Annotated in this window: 13 protein-coding genes and 1 tRNA gene; 5 read left to right on the top strand and 9 right to left on the bottom strand. The window is 71.8% G+C overall.

Annotated features, from left to right (window positions below; genetic code table 11):
* Positions 1–5: 5 nt before the first annotated feature.
* Both ACFYXB_RS13645 and ACFYXB_RS13640 read right to left on the bottom strand, forming a co-directional pair.
* On the bottom strand, positions 6–1,403 hold the full coding sequence (locus ACFYXB_RS13645) for a GntP family permease (RefSeq protein ID WP_389581280.1): 1,398 nt from the start codon (positions 1,401–1,403) through the stop codon (positions 6–8).
* A 57-nt stretch (positions 1,404–1,460) separates the two neighbouring features.
* The gene (locus ACFYXB_RS13640; RefSeq protein ID WP_389581277.1) at positions 1,461–1,979 is read right to left on the bottom strand and encodes a gluconokinase; all 519 of its coding nucleotides are present in this window, start codon (positions 1,977–1,979) and stop codon (positions 1,461–1,463) included.
* Between the two features lie 143 nt (positions 1,980–2,122).
* Between ACFYXB_RS13640 and ACFYXB_RS13635 the strand changes: the two genes are divergently transcribed.
* Positions 2,123–2,830, top strand: coding sequence for an FCD domain-containing protein (locus ACFYXB_RS13635; protein ID WP_351347591.1), 708 nt, complete (start codon positions 2,123–2,125; stop codon positions 2,828–2,830).
* 12 nt (positions 2,831–2,842) lie between these two features.
* Here ACFYXB_RS13635 and ACFYXB_RS13630 read toward each other — a convergent pair whose 3' ends face one another.
* From ACFYXB_RS13630 to ACFYXB_RS13615, 4 genes are all read right to left on the bottom strand, one after another.
* Positions 2,843–3,220, bottom strand: coding sequence for a YchJ family protein (locus ACFYXB_RS13630; RefSeq protein ID WP_389581274.1), 378 nt, complete (start codon positions 3,218–3,220; stop codon positions 2,843–2,845).
* 12 nt (positions 3,221–3,232) lie between these two features.
* A complete protein-coding gene (locus ACFYXB_RS13625) occupies positions 3,233–4,576 on the bottom strand; it encodes a M1 family metallopeptidase (protein WP_389581272.1) in 1,344 nt (447 codons plus the stop codon).
* 77 nt (positions 4,577–4,653) lie between these two features.
* Positions 4,654–8,538: a Pls/PosA family non-ribosomal peptide synthetase gene (locus ACFYXB_RS13620; RefSeq protein ID WP_389581270.1), complete on the bottom strand. Its 3,885-nt coding sequence runs from the start codon at positions 8,536–8,538 to the stop codon at positions 4,654–4,656.
* A gap of 617 nt (positions 8,539–9,155) precedes the next feature.
* Positions 9,156–9,243: transfer RNA gene (locus ACFYXB_RS13615), tRNA-Leu, on the bottom strand.
* A gap of 199 nt (positions 9,244–9,442) precedes the next feature.
* On the opposite strand from ACFYXB_RS13615, the gene ACFYXB_RS13610 reads away from it, so the two are divergent.
* The 3 genes from ACFYXB_RS13610 to ACFYXB_RS13600 all read left to right on the top strand — a co-directional run bounded on the left by ACFYXB_RS13610 (position 9,443) and on the right by ACFYXB_RS13600 (position 12,133).
* Positions 9,443–10,768, top strand: coding sequence for a M20/M25/M40 family metallo-hydrolase (locus tag ACFYXB_RS13610; protein WP_389581268.1), 1,326 nt, complete (start codon positions 9,443–9,445; stop codon positions 10,766–10,768).
* Positions 10,769–10,902: 134 nt separating this feature from the next.
* Positions 10,903–11,136: a chaplin ChpH gene (gene chpH / locus ACFYXB_RS13605; RefSeq protein ID WP_189309783.1), complete on the top strand. Its 234-nt coding sequence runs from the start codon at positions 10,903–10,905 to the stop codon at positions 11,134–11,136.
* Positions 11,137–11,302: 166 nt separating this feature from the next.
* Positions 11,303–12,133, top strand: coding sequence for a chaplin (locus ACFYXB_RS13600; RefSeq protein ID WP_389581266.1), 831 nt, complete (start codon positions 11,303–11,305; stop codon positions 12,131–12,133).
* A gap of 71 nt (positions 12,134–12,204) precedes the next feature.
* Here ACFYXB_RS13600 and ACFYXB_RS13595 read toward each other — a convergent pair whose 3' ends face one another.
* Positions 12,205–12,393: a DUF5703 family protein gene (locus tag ACFYXB_RS13595; RefSeq protein WP_007380901.1), complete on the bottom strand. Its 189-nt coding sequence runs from the start codon at positions 12,391–12,393 to the stop codon at positions 12,205–12,207.
* 47 nt (positions 12,394–12,440) lie between these two features.
* On the opposite strand from ACFYXB_RS13595, the gene ACFYXB_RS13590 reads away from it, so the two are divergent.
* Positions 12,441–13,145 (top strand): hypothetical protein, encoded by a 705-nt coding sequence (locus ACFYXB_RS13590; protein WP_351347604.1) that lies wholly within the window; start codon positions 12,441–12,443, stop codon positions 13,143–13,145.
* Positions 13,146–13,217: 72 nt separating this feature from the next.
* On the opposite strand, the gene ACFYXB_RS13585 is transcribed toward ACFYXB_RS13590, so the two are convergent.
* Together ACFYXB_RS13585 and ACFYXB_RS13580 are read right to left on the bottom strand one after the other, a co-directional pair.
* Entirely contained in the window at positions 13,218–15,392 is a 2,175-nt protein-coding gene (locus tag ACFYXB_RS13585) for a helix-hairpin-helix domain-containing protein (RefSeq protein WP_389581264.1), read from the bottom strand.
* Positions 15,389–16,372 carry an aldo/keto reductase gene (locus tag ACFYXB_RS13580; protein ID WP_351347607.1) on the bottom strand — a complete coding sequence of 328 codons (984 nt, stop codon included), beginning with the start codon at positions 16,370–16,372 and terminating at the stop codon, positions 15,389–15,391. Before ACFYXB_RS13580 ends, ACFYXB_RS13585 begins: the two co-directional genes overlap by 4 nt.
* Positions 16,373–16,471 lie beyond the last annotated feature (99 nt).

The following is a 16,471-nucleotide window of genomic DNA, read 5'->3' as shown; positions in this document are numbered from 1 at the left end:
CGTTCCTAGACCACGAGGGACAACAGGAGGACCAGAGCGCCCGCGACCACGGAGATGATCGTCTCCATGATCGACCAGGTCTTGATCGTCTGCCCGACGCTCAGCCCGAAGTACTCCTTCACCAGCCAGAATCCCGCGTCGTTGACGTGGCTGAAGAAGAGCGAGCCGGCGCCGATGGCCAGGACCAGCAGGGCCGCGTGGGTCGTCGACATGTCGGCGGCCAGCGGGGCCACGAGACCGGCGGCGGAGACGGTCGCGACCGTCGCCGAACCGGTCGCCAGCCGGATCGCCACCGCGATCAGCCAGGCCAGCAGCAGGGCCGGGATCGACCAGTCCTTGGAGACGTCCAGGATCATCTGGCCCACACCGGAGTCGATCAGCGTCTGCTTGAAGCCACCGCCCGCGCCGACGATCAGCAGGATGCCCGCGATGGGCATGAGGCCCTTCTCGACCGTCTGCGAGAGCCGCGCCTTGGTGAACCCGGCCGGCCGGCCCAGCGTGAACATGGCGACGATCACGGCGGCGAGCAGGGCGATCAGCGGGGAGCCGATGACGTCGAAGACGCGCTGCGTGGTGTTGGCCGGGTCGTCGATGACGAGGTCGACCAGCGCCTTGGACAGCATCAGCACGACCGGGAGCAGCACCGTGGCCAGCGTGGGGAGGAAGCCGGGGCGGTTCTTCAGCTCCTCGGACGCGCGCGGCGGGAGCATCCGGTCCGGGACCGGAGCGTCCACCCAGCGGGCCGCGACCTTGGAGAAGAGCGGACCGGCGACGATCACCGTCGGGATGGCGACGAGCACGCCGAACGCCAGCGTGACACCCAGGTTGGCCCCGACCGCGTCGATCGCGACCAGCGGGCCGGGGTGCGGCGGCACCAGGCCGTGCATCACGGACAGGCCCGCGAGCGCCGGGATGCCGATCCGCATCAGGGAGTAGTTGCCGCGCTTGGCGACCATCAGGACGACCGGGATCAGCAGCACGATGCCGACCTCGAAGAACAGCGGCAGACCGACCACGGAGGCGATCAGCACCATCGCCCACGGCATCGCCCGGCCACCGGCCTTGGCGAGGATCGTGTCGACGATCTGGTCCGCACCGCCGGAGTCGGCGAGCAGCTTGCCCAGGATCGCGCCGAGCGCGATGAGCACACCCACACCGGCGACCGTGGAGCCGAGGCCGGTGGTGAAGCTGACGATCGCCTTGTCGAGTGGCGCCCCGGCGAACGCGCCCAGGGCGAGCGAGCCGATGGTCAGGGCCAGGAAGGCGTGAAGCTTGAACTGGGTGATGAGCAGGATGATGACGGCGAAGGCCGCCAGCACGGCGATGCCCAGCTGGGCGCGGCCTGCCGAGGTGATCGGCTGGACCGCGTCCGCTGCCAGCACCTCGACGCTGAGTCTGGTCACGGGGGTTCCCTTGCAGAGATGGGGACTGGGGAGAAGGTGTTGCTGCGGTGGGGGGTGTTACTGCGCCGCGTCGGGAAGCGTCGCGAGTGCCTTGACGGCCCGCTCGGTGATCTCCTCGGGGCTGCCGGAGACGTCCACGGCGACCCCCACCTCGTCCGGCTCCAGCGGCTGGAGCGTGGCGAACTGGGAGTCGAGCAGCGAGGTCGGCATGAAGTGACCGTGGCGGTGGCCCATGCGGTCCTCGATGAGCTTGCGATCGCCGGTGAGATGCACGAACACCACACCGGGGGCCTCCGCGCGAAGACGGTCGCGGTACGACCGCTTCAGTGCCGAGCTGCTGACTACCCCGCCGAGCCCGGCCCGCCCGTGAGCCCAGGTGCCGATGGCGTCGAGCCACGGCCACCGGTCCTCGTCGTCGAGCGGGATCCCGGCCGTCATCTTGGCGATGTTGGCCTGGGGGTGGAAGTCGTCGCCCTCGGCGTAGGGGACGCCGAGCCGGGCGGCGAGCAGGGGACCGATGGTGGTCTTGCCCGTGCCGGCGACGCCCATCACCACGACGACGTGGGGGGTGTTCATTACTGCCTCGCTGTCTTCTTCGACGCATGACGTCTGACTGCTGACGTCGCGTAGATGAAACCCATTAGGTACGACGAATTCAAGAGTCTGTGACGAATAAGTCTGACTTTTTCTTCCCGTGATCTGCCCCGTACGCTGTGTGCATGAGCACACCGGGTCGAGGGCTGCACGGCCACGTACTGGGCACCCTTGGCCCCGCGATCACCGCGGGCGAGTATCCGGCCGGCAGTGTCCTGCGCACGGACGAACTCGCCCAGCACTTCGAGGTGTCACGGTCCGTGATGCGTGAGGCGGTGCGCGTCCTCGAGTCCATGCACCTGGTCGCCTCCCGCCGCCGGGTGGGCGTGACGGTGCTGCCCAAGTGCGAGTGGAACGTCTACGACCCGCAGGTCATCCGCTGGCGCCTGGCGGGCGCCGACCGTCCCCACCAGCTGCGCTCACTCACCGTGCTGCGCTCGGCGATCGAACCGGTGGCGGCGGGCCTGACCGCGAAGAACGCCACGGCGGACCAGTGCGCCGAGCTCACCGAGTGTGCGCTCGGCCTGGTGGCCAACTCCCGCGGCCACAAGCTGGAGGAGTACCTGATCCACGACATCGCCTTCCACCGGGTGATCCTCACGGCCTCCGGCAACGAGATGTTCGCCCGCCTGGGCGACGTCGTCGCCGAAGTCCTGGCCGGCCGCACCCACCACGAGGTCATGTTCGAGGACCCCGACCCCGCCGCCGTCACCCTGCACGTCCAGGTCGCGGAGGCGGTACGCGAGGGTGACGCGGTCCGCGCCGAGGAGCTGACCAGACAGATCACGGTCGGCGCCCTCCAGGAACTGGAGATCCTGGCCCCGAAGTCCTGAGGCCCAGCCTCCTCAGTCGTCGAGGAACTCCCCGTCGACATACACCCACGCCCCACCGACCCGCTCGAACCGGCTCCGCTCATGCAGGGAGCCACCCCGGTAGGACGCCCGGAAGGTCACGCTCCCGGCGGAGTGAAACGCGGACCCGTCACGGGCGTCCTCGACCTTGAGCCCCGTCCACCGCATGCCCGGATCCAGCTCCAGCCGCGCGGGCCGCGTCCGCGGATGCCAGGTCCGCAACAGATACCCGGCGTCTCCCACGACGAAGGCGGAGTACCGCGACCGCATCAGCGCCTCGGCGGTCGGCGCGGCGGCGTCACCGGTGTGATATCGGCCGCAGCACTTGTCGTACGACTCGGGAAGGCCGCAGGGACAGGGACGCGTGGTCATACCGCCATTCTGCTAGACGGCCGCACGTGAGCCCGGCATGGGCAGCGGCGGCAGTGGCGCGCCGTACACCCAGGCCTCGAACAGGCCGTCCACGGGTTCGTCCGCGAAGCGGGCCACGTGGGACATGAGGGCCGCGGTCGTCACCGAGCTGTTGCGGTGCAGCCGGACCCAGCTGCGCAGCATCAGAAAGAACGCCTCGTCGCCCAGCGCGCAGCGGATCGCGTGCAGGGTCAGGCCGCCGCGCTCGTAGAGCCGGTCGTCGAACATCTCCTTGCGGCCGGGATTGGACAGGCGCAGGTCCTGGGGCTGCGTCGAGAGCAACCGGTGGGCGGCGGCTGCCAGTTGATGGGCGGTGCGGCCACCCGAGCGCTCCGACCACAGCCACTCCGCGTACTTGGCGAAGCCCTCGTTCAGCCAGATCTGCCGCCAGTCGGCGATGGACACGCTGTTGCCGAACCACTGGTGCGCCAGCTCGTGCGCCACCAGCCGCTCCGAACCCCGCGCCCCGTCCACATGATTGGCGCCGAACAGCGACAACCCCTGTGCCTCGACCGGAACATCGAGTTCCTCGTCCGTGACGACGACCGCGTACTCCTCGAAGGGGTACGGGCCGAACAGCTCCTGGAACAGCTCCATCATCGCGGGCTGGCGCGCGAAGTCCCGGGAGAATTCCGGGAGTAGATGCGCCGGGATGTGTCCGTGCTGCGGGATACCGCCAGGGCCCGGGTCGCCGAGCAGCACCGTCTGGTACTTGCCGATCGCCAGTCCGACGAGATAGCTGGACGTCGGCGCGGACTGCTCGTACACCCACGTCGTCGTCGACGCCTTCGTCGTACGGGTCAGCAGCCGCCCGCCCGCCACCGCCGCGTACGCGGACGGCGTCGTCACCGAGATCAGATACGACGCCTTGTCGGCGGGCCGGTCGTTGCACGGGTACCAGGACGGCGCCCCGATCGGCTGGCTCGCCACCAGCGCCCCGTCGTCCAGTTCCTCCCAGCCGAGGCCGCCCCAGGGGCTGGCCACCGGCTTCGGGTTGCCCGACCAGTGCACCTCGACCGTGAACGCGGCCCCCGCCCGCACCGGCTTCGCGGGCCTGATGCGCAGCCGGCCGCCCCGGTGCGTGTAGTGCGGCTGGCGGCCGTCCACCCGCACCCGGCCGATCTTGAAGTCGGCCAGGTTCAGCTGGAACTCCGTCAGCGGCGCACGCCCCGCGATGGCGTTGATCCGGGCTGTGCCCGACAGCCGGTTGGGTCCTGGGCGGTAGTCCAGCGTGAGCTCGTAGCGGTGCACCCGGTACCGGGGATCACCGTTGGCCGGGAAGTACGGGTCCTGACCCATTGCCTGCTGAACTGCCACTGCCGCGTCTGCTCCCTGCGCTGTGCTCGTCCTCCGTGCCGGCGCCGCACCACCCACCGGGCCCGGACGGCCCGCGTTCAGGGGCGCCATGCCTCGATGGGGTTGCCGAGCCAGCGGGTGTCGTCCGGGACGGACTCCGCGGCCATGACGAGCGACGCGGGACCCAGGGTCGTACGGGCCCCGATCGTGCTGCCGGGCAGCACGATCCCGCCAGGGCCCAGCGTGGCGCCCTCACGGAGGACCACAGTATCCGTCCGCAAGATCCGGTCATGGAAGAGGTGCGTCTGCAGGACGCAGCCCCGGTTGACCGTCGTCGCGTCCTCCAGCGTCACCAGGTCCGTCTCCGGCAGCCAGTAGCTCTCCAGCCAGACACCCCGCCCGATCCGCGCCCCGAGCCCGCGCAGCCACGCCGTCAGCACCGGCGTCCCCGGCACCGACCCGGCCAGCCACGGCACCGCGAGCACCTCGACGAACGTGTCCGCCAGCTCGTTGCGCCACACGAACCCGCTCCACAGCGGATGTTCCGCGCCCCGGTGCCGCCCCACGAGCACCCACTTCGCGACGATCGACACGAGCGCGGCCAAGAAACCCGCCCCGAGCAACACCAGCCCCGACAGCACCGGCGCCCACACGCCCAGCGCGCACAGCGCCGCCACCGTCAGCACGGCCAGCGCCGCCGAGCAGAACACCGGCACGATCCGGCACAGCTCCACCAGCCCGCGCGCCCACAGCAGCCGGGCCGGCGGGTCGTACGTCCGGCCCTGGTCCCCGTCGTTCGCGCTGCGCGGCAGCTTCACCGGCGGCAGCCCCAGATACGACGTGCCCTTCTTCGCCTTCTTCGGCGTCGCCGACAGCACCCCGACCAGACCGCCGTCCGGCACGCTCCGCCCCGGCGCGGTCATCCCCGAGTTCCCGAGGAACGCCCGCCGCCCGATCTCCGCGCGCCCGATCCGCACCCAGCCGCCACCCAGTTCGTACGGTGCGGTCAGGGTGTCGTCGGCCAGGAACGCACCGTCCCCGACCGTGGTCAGGCTCGGCAGAGCGAGCACGGTCGACACCTCGGCGCCCTTGCCGATCCGCATCCCGAGCAACCGCAACCACACCGGCGTGACCAGCCCGGCGTACAACGGGAACAGCGTCTCCCGCGACCGGTCCATCAGCTGCGTGACCGTCCAGACCTGCCAGCCGACCCGGCTGTGCGTCGGATACGTCCCCTCGCGCAGCCCGAGACTCAGCAGCCGTACGGCGACGAGGATCAGCAGCGCGTACGCCAGCCCGAACGAGAGCGTCGCCGGGACAAGACCGTACGCGGCCCCGCGCAGCGCCTCGCCGAGCCCGTCCCCGGGACGCACGAACTCCGCGCCCACCAGCAGCGCGGCGACACCCGCGACCACCGGCAGGGCACTGAGCGCGACGCCCGTGACGCCGTACATCACTCGCCAGTACGTGCCCCGCTGCGGCCGCTGCTTCGGCCAGTTCCGCTTGGCCTTACCGAGCTTGACCGCGGGCGCGCCCGCCCACCGCTGCCCGGTCGGCACCTGCCCGGTGACCGCCGAACCGGGCGCCACCTCGGCCCGCTTGCCCACCCGGGCCCCGGGGAACAGCATGCTGCGCGTCCCGACGACGGCGTGCGCGCCGACCTTCACCGGGCCGACCCTCAGCCGGTCCCCGTCCAGCCAGTACCCGCTGAGGTCCACCTCGGACTCCACCGCGGCGCCACGCCCCAGCTTGAGCATGCCCGTGACAGGGGGCAGCGAGTGCAGATCGACCTCCGGGCCGATCTTGGCGCCCAGCGCCCGCGCGTACCGCTCCAGCCAGGACCCCGTCAGCGAGGTCGCCCCGGTGAACTCGGCCAGCCGCTCGGCGGTCCACAGCCGCAGATGGACGCTTCCGCCACGCGGATAGCGCCCGGGCTTCAGGCCGCGCAGCAGCAGCCGCGCCCCGCCCGCCGCCAGCGCGATCCGCCCCGGCGGGCTGAAGAACAACAGCGCGCCGGCCGCGAGCAGCCACCAGGGCGCGGTCGGCAGCCAGCCGTAGCCGGGCAGCAGATTGCCGGCCGCGGCCAGCGCCACCGTCCAGCGCAGCCCGAGCAGCGTGAACAGCGGCACGAGCAGCAGCGACTGCACCACCTGCGCGCGGACCGGGACCGGCGCCACCGTGCGCCGCGCCCCGTCGTCCTGCGTCGAGGCCTCCAGCCGCCGGGCCAGCTTGCGCAGCACCGGCTGCTGATAGATGTCGAGCACGGCCGCACTTGGATAGCGGGTGCGCAGCCGTGTGGTGAGCTGAGCGGCGGCCAGGCTGCCGCCGCCGATCGCGAAGAAGTCGTCGGAGGCACTGCTCACCGGGATGCCGAGGACGTCCGCCCACTGCTCGGCGAGCCAGGCCTCCGTGCCGTACAACTGCGCGGCGGGCTGCTCCACACCCTCCAGCGGCCACGGCAGCGCGTTCCGGTCGACCTTGCCGGACGTGCGGGTCGGCAGCTCGGCCACCGGCGCGAGCAGCGGCACGAGCGCGGCGGGCAGGGCGGCGCGCAGCTTCTCGACCGCGGCCGCGTGGTCCCAGCCCTCCTGCGTGACGACATAGCCGACGAGCAGCTGATTGCCGCTGCGGGCGGTGCGCACCGCGGCGGCGGCGCCCGCGACCCCCGGCAGCGCCTGCAGGGCCGCGTCCACCTCACCCAGCTCGATGCGCCGCCCGCCCAGCTTGATCTGCTCGTCCGCCCGCCCGAGGAAGACCAGCCCCTCCGGATCGGCGCGCACGAGGTCACCGCTGCGGTACGCCCGCTCCCAGCCCAGAGACTCCAGCGGCGCGTACTTCTCCGAGTCCTTCTCGGCGTCGAGATACCGCGCTAGCCCGACCCCGCCGATCACCAGCTGCCCGCTGCCGCCCAGGGACACGGGCTGCCCGGCCTCGTCGACCACGGCCAGCTCCCAGCCGTTCAGCGGCAGACCGATCCGCACCGGCTCCGCGCCGCTCAGCAGCGCCGCGCAGGCCACGACGGTCGCCTCGGTGGGCCCGTACGTGTTCCACACCTCGCGGCCCTCCATGACCAGCCGCTGCGCCAGCTCGGGCGGACAGGCCTCACCGCCGAAGATCAACAGCCGTACGTCGCTCAGGGCCTCGGGCTCCCACAACGCGGCCAGCGTCGGCACGGTCGAGACGACGGAGATCTCCTGCTCGACCAGCCAGGACCCGAGATCGGCACCGCTCCTGACCTGCGAACGCGGCACCGGCACCAGACAGGCCCCGTACCGCCAGGCCAGCCACATCTCCTCGCAGGACGCGTCGAAGGCGACGGACAGCCCCGCCATGACCCGGTCACCGGGCCCGACCGGGTCCTCGGCCAGGAACAACGCGGCCTCGGCGTCCACGAAGGCGGCGGCGCTGCGGTGCGTGACGGCGACGCCCTTGGGCTTCCCGGTGGAACCGGAGGTGAAGATGATCCACGCGTCGTCCTCGGGCCTGGGACGGGTGGCGGAGGGGCTGCTCCGGCCGACGGGGGCGGCGTCCGGGGTGCCGTCCACGGTGAGGTGGTGCCCGGCACCGATCACGGCGCGTACGTCCGCCTCGCCGAACACCAACTCGGCCCGCTCGTCCGGGTCCTCGGCGTCGACGGGAACGTAGGCGGCACCGGCCGCGAGCACGGCGAGGATCGCGACGTACAGTTCGTTGGTCCCCGACGGAACCCGCACGCCCACGCGGTCGCCGACCTCGACCCCGGCCTCGGCCAGCCGCCGCCGCAGCCGCTCCACCTCGACGGCGAGCGCCCGGTAGGTGAGCCGGCCGGTGCCGTCGTCCAGGGCGAGTTCGTCGGGATACGACCGTACGGACGCCTCGAACACGTCGACCAGAGTGCGCGGCGAGGCCGCAGGCCCCGCGGAGAAACGTGCCGTGTCACCGAACTGCTCGCGGATCTCATCGTCGAGCAGGCCGAGAGCACTGCCCTCGTGTATGGCTGCCATCCGGTCCTCGCGTCTCGTGCCCGGAAGCCTCCGGGGCGCTGGCGGGCCCGCAGGTCTGCCTGGGGTTGTCCGGCTCCAGCTCGGTAACAAACTGGAAATTTTAGTACGACGCTAGGCTCCGCCCGTTCTGTCGGCCACTCCGGCGCGCCGTTCGGGGGTCTGGGTGAGGCCGCCGAGGGGCGGTGACCTGGTGATCTACGTGCGGACGAGAGATGGCACACAGAGACACGCAGAGCGGGCCCGGTTTCCGCGCGGTTTGTGGAAACCGGGCCCGGGGATCACGGCGCCTGCGAGCCCGGTACGACCGACGCGGCATCCTCGAACGGCGTGAAAGGCACCGGGAGATGGGCCGGCGCCCGGTGGAAGGGGCCCGGGGCGCCACACCGGCCCGGTGTTCCGGCCGCCAGGTACTCCGAACCGGTTCGAGCCCACGGTCGTGCCCGAACACGACCGGAGCGTGCGGAAGTTGTTAGGTTTCGGGCACAGTGCACATTGAATCCCCGTTTATTTTCCGCCAGTTGATGCATCCCGCGCGGCCTGGCGGGGCCGTCGTGCAGGTATCGACAGTGGCCTGAATCGGTATGGCAAAAGGCCCCCTGCTCTGCAGGGGGCCTTGCTGGTGTCCGAGGGGGGACTTGAACCCCCACGCCCGTTAAAGGGCACTAGCACCTCAAGCTAGCGCGTCTGCCATTCCGCCACCCGGACAAGGTGTCTGTCGTGCGGGGTTTCCCCCGCGGCGACGAAGGAAACATTACCAGGCTTTCCGGGGTGGCCGATCACACCCCGTCCCCGGCTCCGCCCGTGCGCGAACTGCGTGTGACGGGCCGGGAGGGGGCTTGGGAGCGGAGCGGGCGGGGAGGGAGGATGAGGGGGACCACCAGCAGTGACAGTGGGAGGAAGCAGCGTGAGCGAGACGGACACGACCAGGGGCGTCACCGGCGAGGACGAGGTCGTGGACCTCTGCCGCGAGCTCATCCGGATCGACACCAGCAACTACGGCGACCACTCGGGCCCCGGCGAGCGCACGGCCGCCGAGTACGTCGCCGGGAAGCTCGCCGAGGTGGGACTCGAGCCGAAGATCTTCGAGTCGCACCCGGGGCGCGCCTCCACCGTGGCCCGCATCGAGGGCGAGGACCCGTCCCGGCCCGCGCTGCTGATCCACGGCCACCTCGACGTCGTACCGGCCAACGCCGACGACTGGACCCACCACCCGTTCTCCGGCGAGGTCACGGACGGGTGCGTATGGGGGCGCGGCGCCGTCGACATGAAGGACATGGACGCCATGACGCTCGCTGTCGTGCGCGACCGGCTGCGTAGCGGACGGCGGCCGCCCAGGGACATCGTGCTCGCCTTCCTCGCCGACGAGGAAGCCGGCGGCACGTACGGCGCCCGGTATCTGGTCGACCACCACCCCGACCTCTTCGAGGGCGTCACCGAGGCGATCAGCGAGGTGGGCGGGTTCTCGTTCACGGTGAGCGAGCAGCGGCGGCTCTATCTGATCCAGACGGCCGAGAAGGGCATGCACTGGATGAAGCTGACGGTGGCCGGCACGGCGGGGCACGGCTCGATGATCCACCGGGACAACGCGATCACGGAGTTGTCGGAGGCCGTCGCGCGGGTCGGCCGGCACAGGTTCCCGGTACGGGTCACCAAGACCACCCGGGCCTTCCTCGACGAACTCGGCGACGCGCTCGGCACCGAGCTGGACCCGGAGGACATGGAGTCCACGCTCGTCAGGCTCGGCGGCATCGCCAAGCTCATCGGCGCGACCCTCAGCAACACGGCCAACCCGACGCAGCTGAACGCCGGATACAAGGTCAACGTCATCCCGGGCGAGGCCATCGCGCACGTCGACGGACGGTTCCTGCCCGGGTTCGAGGAGGAGTTCCTCACCGACCTCGACAAGCTCCTCGGGCCCAACGTGAAGCGCGAGGACGTGCACTCCGACAAGGCCGTCGAGACCACCTTCGACGGGGCGCTCGTCGACGCCATGCAGTCCGCACTCCTCGCCGAGGACCCGGCCGCGAAGGCGATCCCCTACATGCTCTCCGGCGGCACCGACGCCAAGTCCTTCGACGACCTGGGCATCCGGGGCTTCGGCTTCGCACCGCTGAAGCTGCCTCCGGAGCTGGACTTCGCGGGCATGTTCCACGGTGTCGACGAGCGCGTGCCGGTGGACGGGCTCAAGTTCGGTGTGCGCGTGCTCGACCGGTTCATCGACGCGTCTTGACGTCCGTAATCGGCAGCGCGTACGGGCGTGACTGAGAAGGGTGAATGCGACCATAAGCTCGTAGCTTCATTCATTCCTCCTCGTTGCAAGTGATGCGATCGCACGCTGGATCGCTTTGCCAACAAGGAGGAACAATGATCAAGAAGGTCGTCGCCGCCGCGGCTGCCACTGGTGGCCTGGTTCTCGCGGGCGCGGGCCTCGCCGTCGCCGACTCCGGTGCTCAGGGTGCCGCCGTGCACTCCCCGGGCGTCGCTTCCGGCAACGTCATCCAGGTTCCGGTGCACGTCCCGGTGAACGTCTGCGGCAACACGATCTCGGTGATCGGGCTGCTGAACCCCGCCTTCGGCAACTCCTGCGTGAACAAGTGACGTCGACTCCCTGAGGGGCGTCTTTCCGTCGGCCCCGGAGCGCGCGCCATGTGCTCCGGGGCCGACCGGTTTTTGTACGGGGGACCACGTCGAAACCGGAGAACTCCGACATCGAGTCGGAAGAACTCCGACAGCAGAGCAGGACCGAAGGCAGGGGGAATCACCAATGCGACAAGGCACCCGCAAGGGCTTGATGACCGTGGCGGCCGCCACCGGAGTGATCGCGGCCGCGAGCGGCTACGCCCACGCCGACTCGGGCGCGAGCGGCTCCGCCGCCGGCTCGCCCGGCGTACTGTCCGGCAACACGGTGCAGGCGCCCATTCACGTGCCGGTGAACGTCTGCGGCAACACCGTGAGCGTGATCGGGCTCCTGAACCCGTCGGCGGGCAACACGTGCGCCAACCAGGGCGGCGGCAGCTCGTCCGGCGACCACACGGGCTCGGGCGGTCACGGCGGCTCGCAAGCCGGCGGGCACACCGGAGGCTCGCCGGGCCTCGGCTCCGGCAACACCGTCCAGGTGCCGGTCGACGTACCGGTCAACGTGTGCGGCAACAGCGTCGACGTCATCGGGATCGGCAACGTCGCGCTGGGCGGCGACTGCGCCAACGGCGGCGACCACGGGGGCGGCGGGCACCACACCCCGCCGCCGGGGACTCCGGGCAACCCCGGACAGCCAGGTAACCCAGGTAACCCAGGACACCCGGGTAACCCAGGACACCCGTGCAACCCTGGACACCCGGGCCAACCAGGCAGCCCGCAGCAGCCGGGGACGCCCACTCACCCCGGCACGCCGGGCACTCCGCCCGGTACGGGCGAGCACACCGGCGGCTCCTCGGGCACAGGCCAACAGGGCGGCAGTTACGTCACCCAGCCCCGGGCCACCGCGCAACTCGCGCACACCGGCGCCGACCTGCCGATCGGCCTCGTGCTCCCGGTGGGCGCGGGGGCGCTCCTCGCGGGCGCGGTGCTGTACCGCAAGGCACGCGCCTCGGCGTGACGCGCGCGTGACAGGAACGGAGCGGCCTCGCGGCCCAGCCGCGGGGCCCGCTCCGATTCATGTGACCTGTCTCACCAGGTGGCACGCACCTGGCGGATGATCCGCCGGCGCAGCCGCACCCTGCGGCTGCCGTCGCGCATCAGGCTCAGTCGGTCCAACTCCCAGTGTCCGTACTCGGCATGGTCCGTCAGCAGACGCGTGGCGTCCTTGCGGGAGACCCCGCGAGGCACGTACACGTCGACAAATTCGTATTCCGGCATCGCATCTATTGTGCGGGCTGGGGCCGGGTACGGATAGCGTCTGCACTATGTCTGATGCTGCGCAGCCCACCGCTGCCGAGGTACGTGCCGCCGCCGAGGCGGTCAAGACCGCGCTCGACCGCCACCTGGCCGCGGTCGAACGCAGGTCGGGGGAGGACGACCCGGCCGTCTACGAAGCGTTCAATCAGCTCGCGGCGGCCGCCGAGGTGTACGACGAGCTGCTCTACGACCGCTACGACGAGGTCACCCCCTTCGAGATCCCCGGTACGGAAGACTCGCTGCCGCCGTACGCGGGGCCCGAGGAACCGAACGCCCTCAGCGTGCTGATCCGCCGCGACTACGCCGTGGCGGAGCCCCAGCGGCTGCTGGCACAGGCCCAGCGGGTCGAGGCGGCGGAGTACGAGAACGGCGCGGGCATGGACACCTCCGGCACGGTGCACGGGGCGCTGGGGATCCTGTTCGGCGAGTTCGAGCCGGACGAGATCGCCTCCCGGCACAAGGAGTTCGGTCTCGAGGAGGGCGACTCCACGCTCTGGGTGACCGCCGCGGACGAACCGGCCGAACCCGGGGAGTGGCTGGAGGCACCGTTCGAGCAGGTCGATCCGCAGCGGGTGGTGTGCCGCTTCGACGTCAGCGCGGTGTTCGACGACGAGGCCGACGACGACGTCGACGAGACGGATGAAGAGGACCTCGAGGACGAACTGGACATGGACGGCGACGAGGACCTGGAGCCGCTGGACGCGGATCGCTGACACGCATCGCTGACACCGGCTGCGCGGCGGTGCCGAGGGGTCAGGCCCGGTTCGGCACCGCCGCCGTCGTGGTCAGCCCGTGGGCGGGATCTGGGCTCTCAGGAGCGTTGACAGGCGTGTGGTGCGGGGTTTGTGCGGGGTCTCTGCGACCGCCTTCGGCAGGGCCTGTTCGACGCCGTGGACCACGGAGAGATGGCGCTCGGCCCGGCTGAACGCCGTGTACACCCACGGTCGGCTGAGCGCCTGCGCGGCGTCACCGGGCAGGACCGCGACCACCGCGGGCCACCGGCTGCCCGCCGCCTGGTGTGCGGTCAGCGCCCATCCGTGCCGCACGGACTGCTCCACCCGCTCCTTCGGTACGACCACGGGCGCGTCCGAGCACGACAGGTGCAGCCCCTCGGCGTCGGCCTTCACCACCTGGCCGGGCAGCGTACGGCCCGGCGTGGGGGAGTAGGCGATCCGGTCGCCGGGGTCGAAGCCGCCGAAGCGGCCGGGGCCGGGATTGAGACGTTCCTTGAGCGCCGCGTTCAGTGCGCGGGTGCCCGCCGCTCCGCCGTGGCCCGGAGTGATCACCACGGTCTGCTCGGCCGGGACCCCGATGGCCCGCGGCACGGAGTCCGAGACCAGCTGCACGGTCCGGTGCACGGCCTCACCCGCGTCCCGCACCGGCACGATGACGATCTCCTTGCCGGGCACCTCCACCTGACCCAGCTCACCGATGCCGATCCCGGACACCAGCTCACCGAGCGGACCCGGGTCGGGGACGCGGGAGGCGATCTGCGGGCACGCGCGGACCGCGAGCAAGTCGGCGAAGACCCGCCCCGCCCCGGTCGACCACAGCACCGCCGGGTCCCCGCTCAGCACCAGCCGGGCCCCGTCGGGCAGCGACTCCGCGATCATTGCCGCGCTCTCCACGTCGAGCAGCGGTGCGTCGAGGACGATCAGGAGATCGAGGTTCAGCGCACCCTCGGCGTCCCGTCCGGGACCCTCGGTGCCGGAGAGCAGGCCCGGGACCGTGACGACGGAATCGGTGCCCTCGGGCTCGGCCGCCCCGAGCAGCGCGGCGAGGCGCCGCCGTCCGTCGGGTGTGTGGCAGGCGGCGTAGGCGCGCAGTCCCGCCGCGCGGGCGGCAGTGAGCAGGGCGGCCGGTTCGGCACGGGCCGCCTCGCCGCCGGTGTGCAGCACGAGGCCGTGACCGGCGACGGCACGCATCAGCTCGGCCGCGCCGCCGGACGCCGTGGCGGCGGCCGCCTCCCACGCCTGAGAGCCTTCCTTGGACAGGGAGTTGACCAGCCGGGCCAGACCGTCGGCCAGGCTCTCCTCGGCCAGCGCGTACCGCTCCAGGCCGACGAGGACACGTACCGGACGCTCCTCCTCGTCCTCTTCTTCCCCGTCCTCCGTCTCCGACGCGGACTCGCGCGGCCGGGCCGGGGCGCCCGGCTCGTCCAGGGCGTCCTGGAACACCAAGGCCTCGCCCTCCGCGATCGTGCCCTGCACGGCCGCCTCAGGATCCGGCACACTCCGCTGGGTCAGCGCGGTCTCCAGCGCGGCCATCTCCAACGCGGTGTGCCCGGCCAGCGCCGCCTGCTCCAGCAGCCACACGGTCACGGCACGGCCCCGGCGCTCGTCGTCCGGAGCGCACGCGGCGCCGAGCAGCGCCCGCGCGAAGCCGTCGGCCTGGTCCGGCCGTACGCCGCCGATCCGCAGCAGCTGCCAGGGGTCCTCCCGCAGCACGGTGTCCGCGCCCTCGCCGAGGACCGCCGCGACCTGGGCGGCGAGGGTGTCCGGCGCACCGCCCTCGGTCAGTACGCGTCGTACGGCGTCGACGGTCTCCGTCGCCGGGGCGGCGGGCGCCGTGACCGGGGCGGCCTGCGGCCGGCGGGCGGGCTCGGGAGCGGCCGGCCGGCGCGGGGCGGGAGCGGGCTCGCCGAAGACGGCCGCGACGGGCTTCTCGCCGCTCTCCACCGCCCGCACGGCCGCGAGCAGATCGGCCGCCGTACCGCTGAGCTTGGCGCCGCTCTCGAGGGGCCCCTGTTTCTCCGCCTTGCGCCGCTCGATCCGCTCCCGCTCGACGCGCTGGGCCGCGAGCTCGGCCTCCGCTTCGGTCGGCTGGGCCGAAGCCGCACCGTCCTCACCGGCCCCGCCGCCGCTCCCGCCCTCGGCCGCAGCCTCGGGTGTCGCGTCCTGCGGCCGGGTGTCCGGGGTCCCCGGCTCGGCTTCCTCCGTGGTCTCCGGGTCCGTGCTCACAGCGTGCTCCAGTCGTGATCGGGATAGCGGTGCAGGGGCGCCGACACATCGTCGAGGGCTCTGCAGATCTCGTCAGGAAGACTAAGGGCCTCCACTGACAATGCCCCCGTGAGCTGCTGCGCGTTGCGCGCACCCACGATCGGGGCGGCCACGCCGGGCCGGTCGCGGACCCAGGCGAGGGCCACCTGGAGCGGCGTCACCGCCAGCCCGTCGGCGGCCGTCCGCACCGCGTCCACGATGTGACTCGCCGTGTCGTCGAGGTACGGCGCGACGAACGGCGCGAGATGTTCCGAGGCACCGCGCGAGTCCACGGGCGTACCGCTCCGGTACTTGGCGGTCAGGACGCCCCGGCCGAGCGGCGAGGAGGGGAGCAGGCCGACGCCCAGGTCCAGGGCGGCCGGCAGCACCTCGCGTTCGACACCGCGCTGGAGCAGCGAGTACTCCATCTGCGTGCTGGCCAGCCGGGTGCGCGTGCCCGGGGCCGCGAGCTGCCAGGTCGCCGCCTTGGCGAGCTGCCAGCCGCAGAAGTTGGAGACGCCGGCGTAGCGGGCGCGGCCGCTGCTGACGGCGAGGTCTAGGGCCTGGAGGGTCTCCTCCAGCGGGGTGCCCGGGTCGAACGCGTGGATGTGCCAGATGTCGACGTAGTCCGTGCCGAGGCGGGCGAGGGACGCGTCAAGCGCGGCGAGCAGATGGCCGCGCGAGCCGTTGAAGCGGCGGTCGGGGTCGGGGACGCTGCCAGCCTTCGTCGAGATGACCAGGTCCCGGCGCGGCACCAGCCCTTCTATCAGCTGCCCGAGCAGATACTCGGCCTCCCCGTCGCCGTACACGTCCGCGGTGTCGACGAGGGTCCCGCCCGCCTCCCAGAACGCCTTCAGCATGTCCGCGGCGTCGTGCTCGTCGGTGTCCCGGCCCCAGGTGAGGGTGCCGAGTCCGATCCGGGACACGCGCAGGCCGGTACGGCCGAGATGCCTCTGCTCCATGTCCGCCGAGATTACTGGCCAGAACTGGTGCGGTGGGTTGCCTGTGGATAACCGATCTCCGCTGTGGCCCGTGGAGTTGGGGACAGTTTCCGGCACCTG

Source organism: Streptomyces sp. NPDC002619, assembly GCF_042889305.1.
In the GTDB taxonomy this organism is placed as follows: Bacteria; Actinomycetota; Actinomycetes; order Streptomycetales; family Streptomycetaceae; genus Streptomyces.
The sequence above is the reverse complement of the archived record's forward strand: the minus strand, read 5'-3'. Positions and strand labels throughout refer to the sequence as shown.

Coding starts and splice junctions, on each gene's coding strand:
- ACFYXB_RS13630 (WP_389581274.1), bottom strand. CDS start 3,220: ATGACCACGCGTCCCTGTCCCTGCGGCCTTCCCGAGTCGTACGACAAG.
- ACFYXB_RS13580 (WP_351347607.1), bottom strand. CDS start 16,372: ATGGAGCAGAGGCATCTCGGCCGTACCGGCCTGCGCGTGTCCCGGATC.
- ACFYXB_RS13600 (WP_389581266.1), top strand. CDS start 11,303: ATGCGACAAGGCACCCGCAAGGGCTTGATGACCGTGGCGGCCGCCACC.
- ACFYXB_RS13590 (WP_351347604.1), top strand. CDS start 12,441: ATGTCTGATGCTGCGCAGCCCACCGCTGCCGAGGTACGTGCCGCCGCC.
- chpH (WP_189309783.1), top strand. CDS start 10,903: ATGATCAAGAAGGTCGTCGCCGCCGCGGCTGCCACTGGTGGCCTGGTT.
- ACFYXB_RS13620 (WP_389581270.1), bottom strand. CDS start 8,538: ATGGCAGCCATACACGAGGGCAGTGCTCTCGGCCTGCTCGACGATGAG.
- ACFYXB_RS13640 (WP_389581277.1), bottom strand. CDS start 1,979: ATGAACACCCCCCACGTCGTCGTGGTGATGGGCGTCGCCGGCACGGGC.
- ACFYXB_RS13635 (WP_351347591.1), top strand. CDS start 2,123: ATGAGCACACCGGGTCGAGGGCTGCACGGCCACGTACTGGGCACCCTT.
- ACFYXB_RS13595 (WP_007380901.1), bottom strand. CDS start 12,393: ATGCCGGAATACGAATTTGTCGACGTGTACGTGCCTCGCGGGGTCTCC.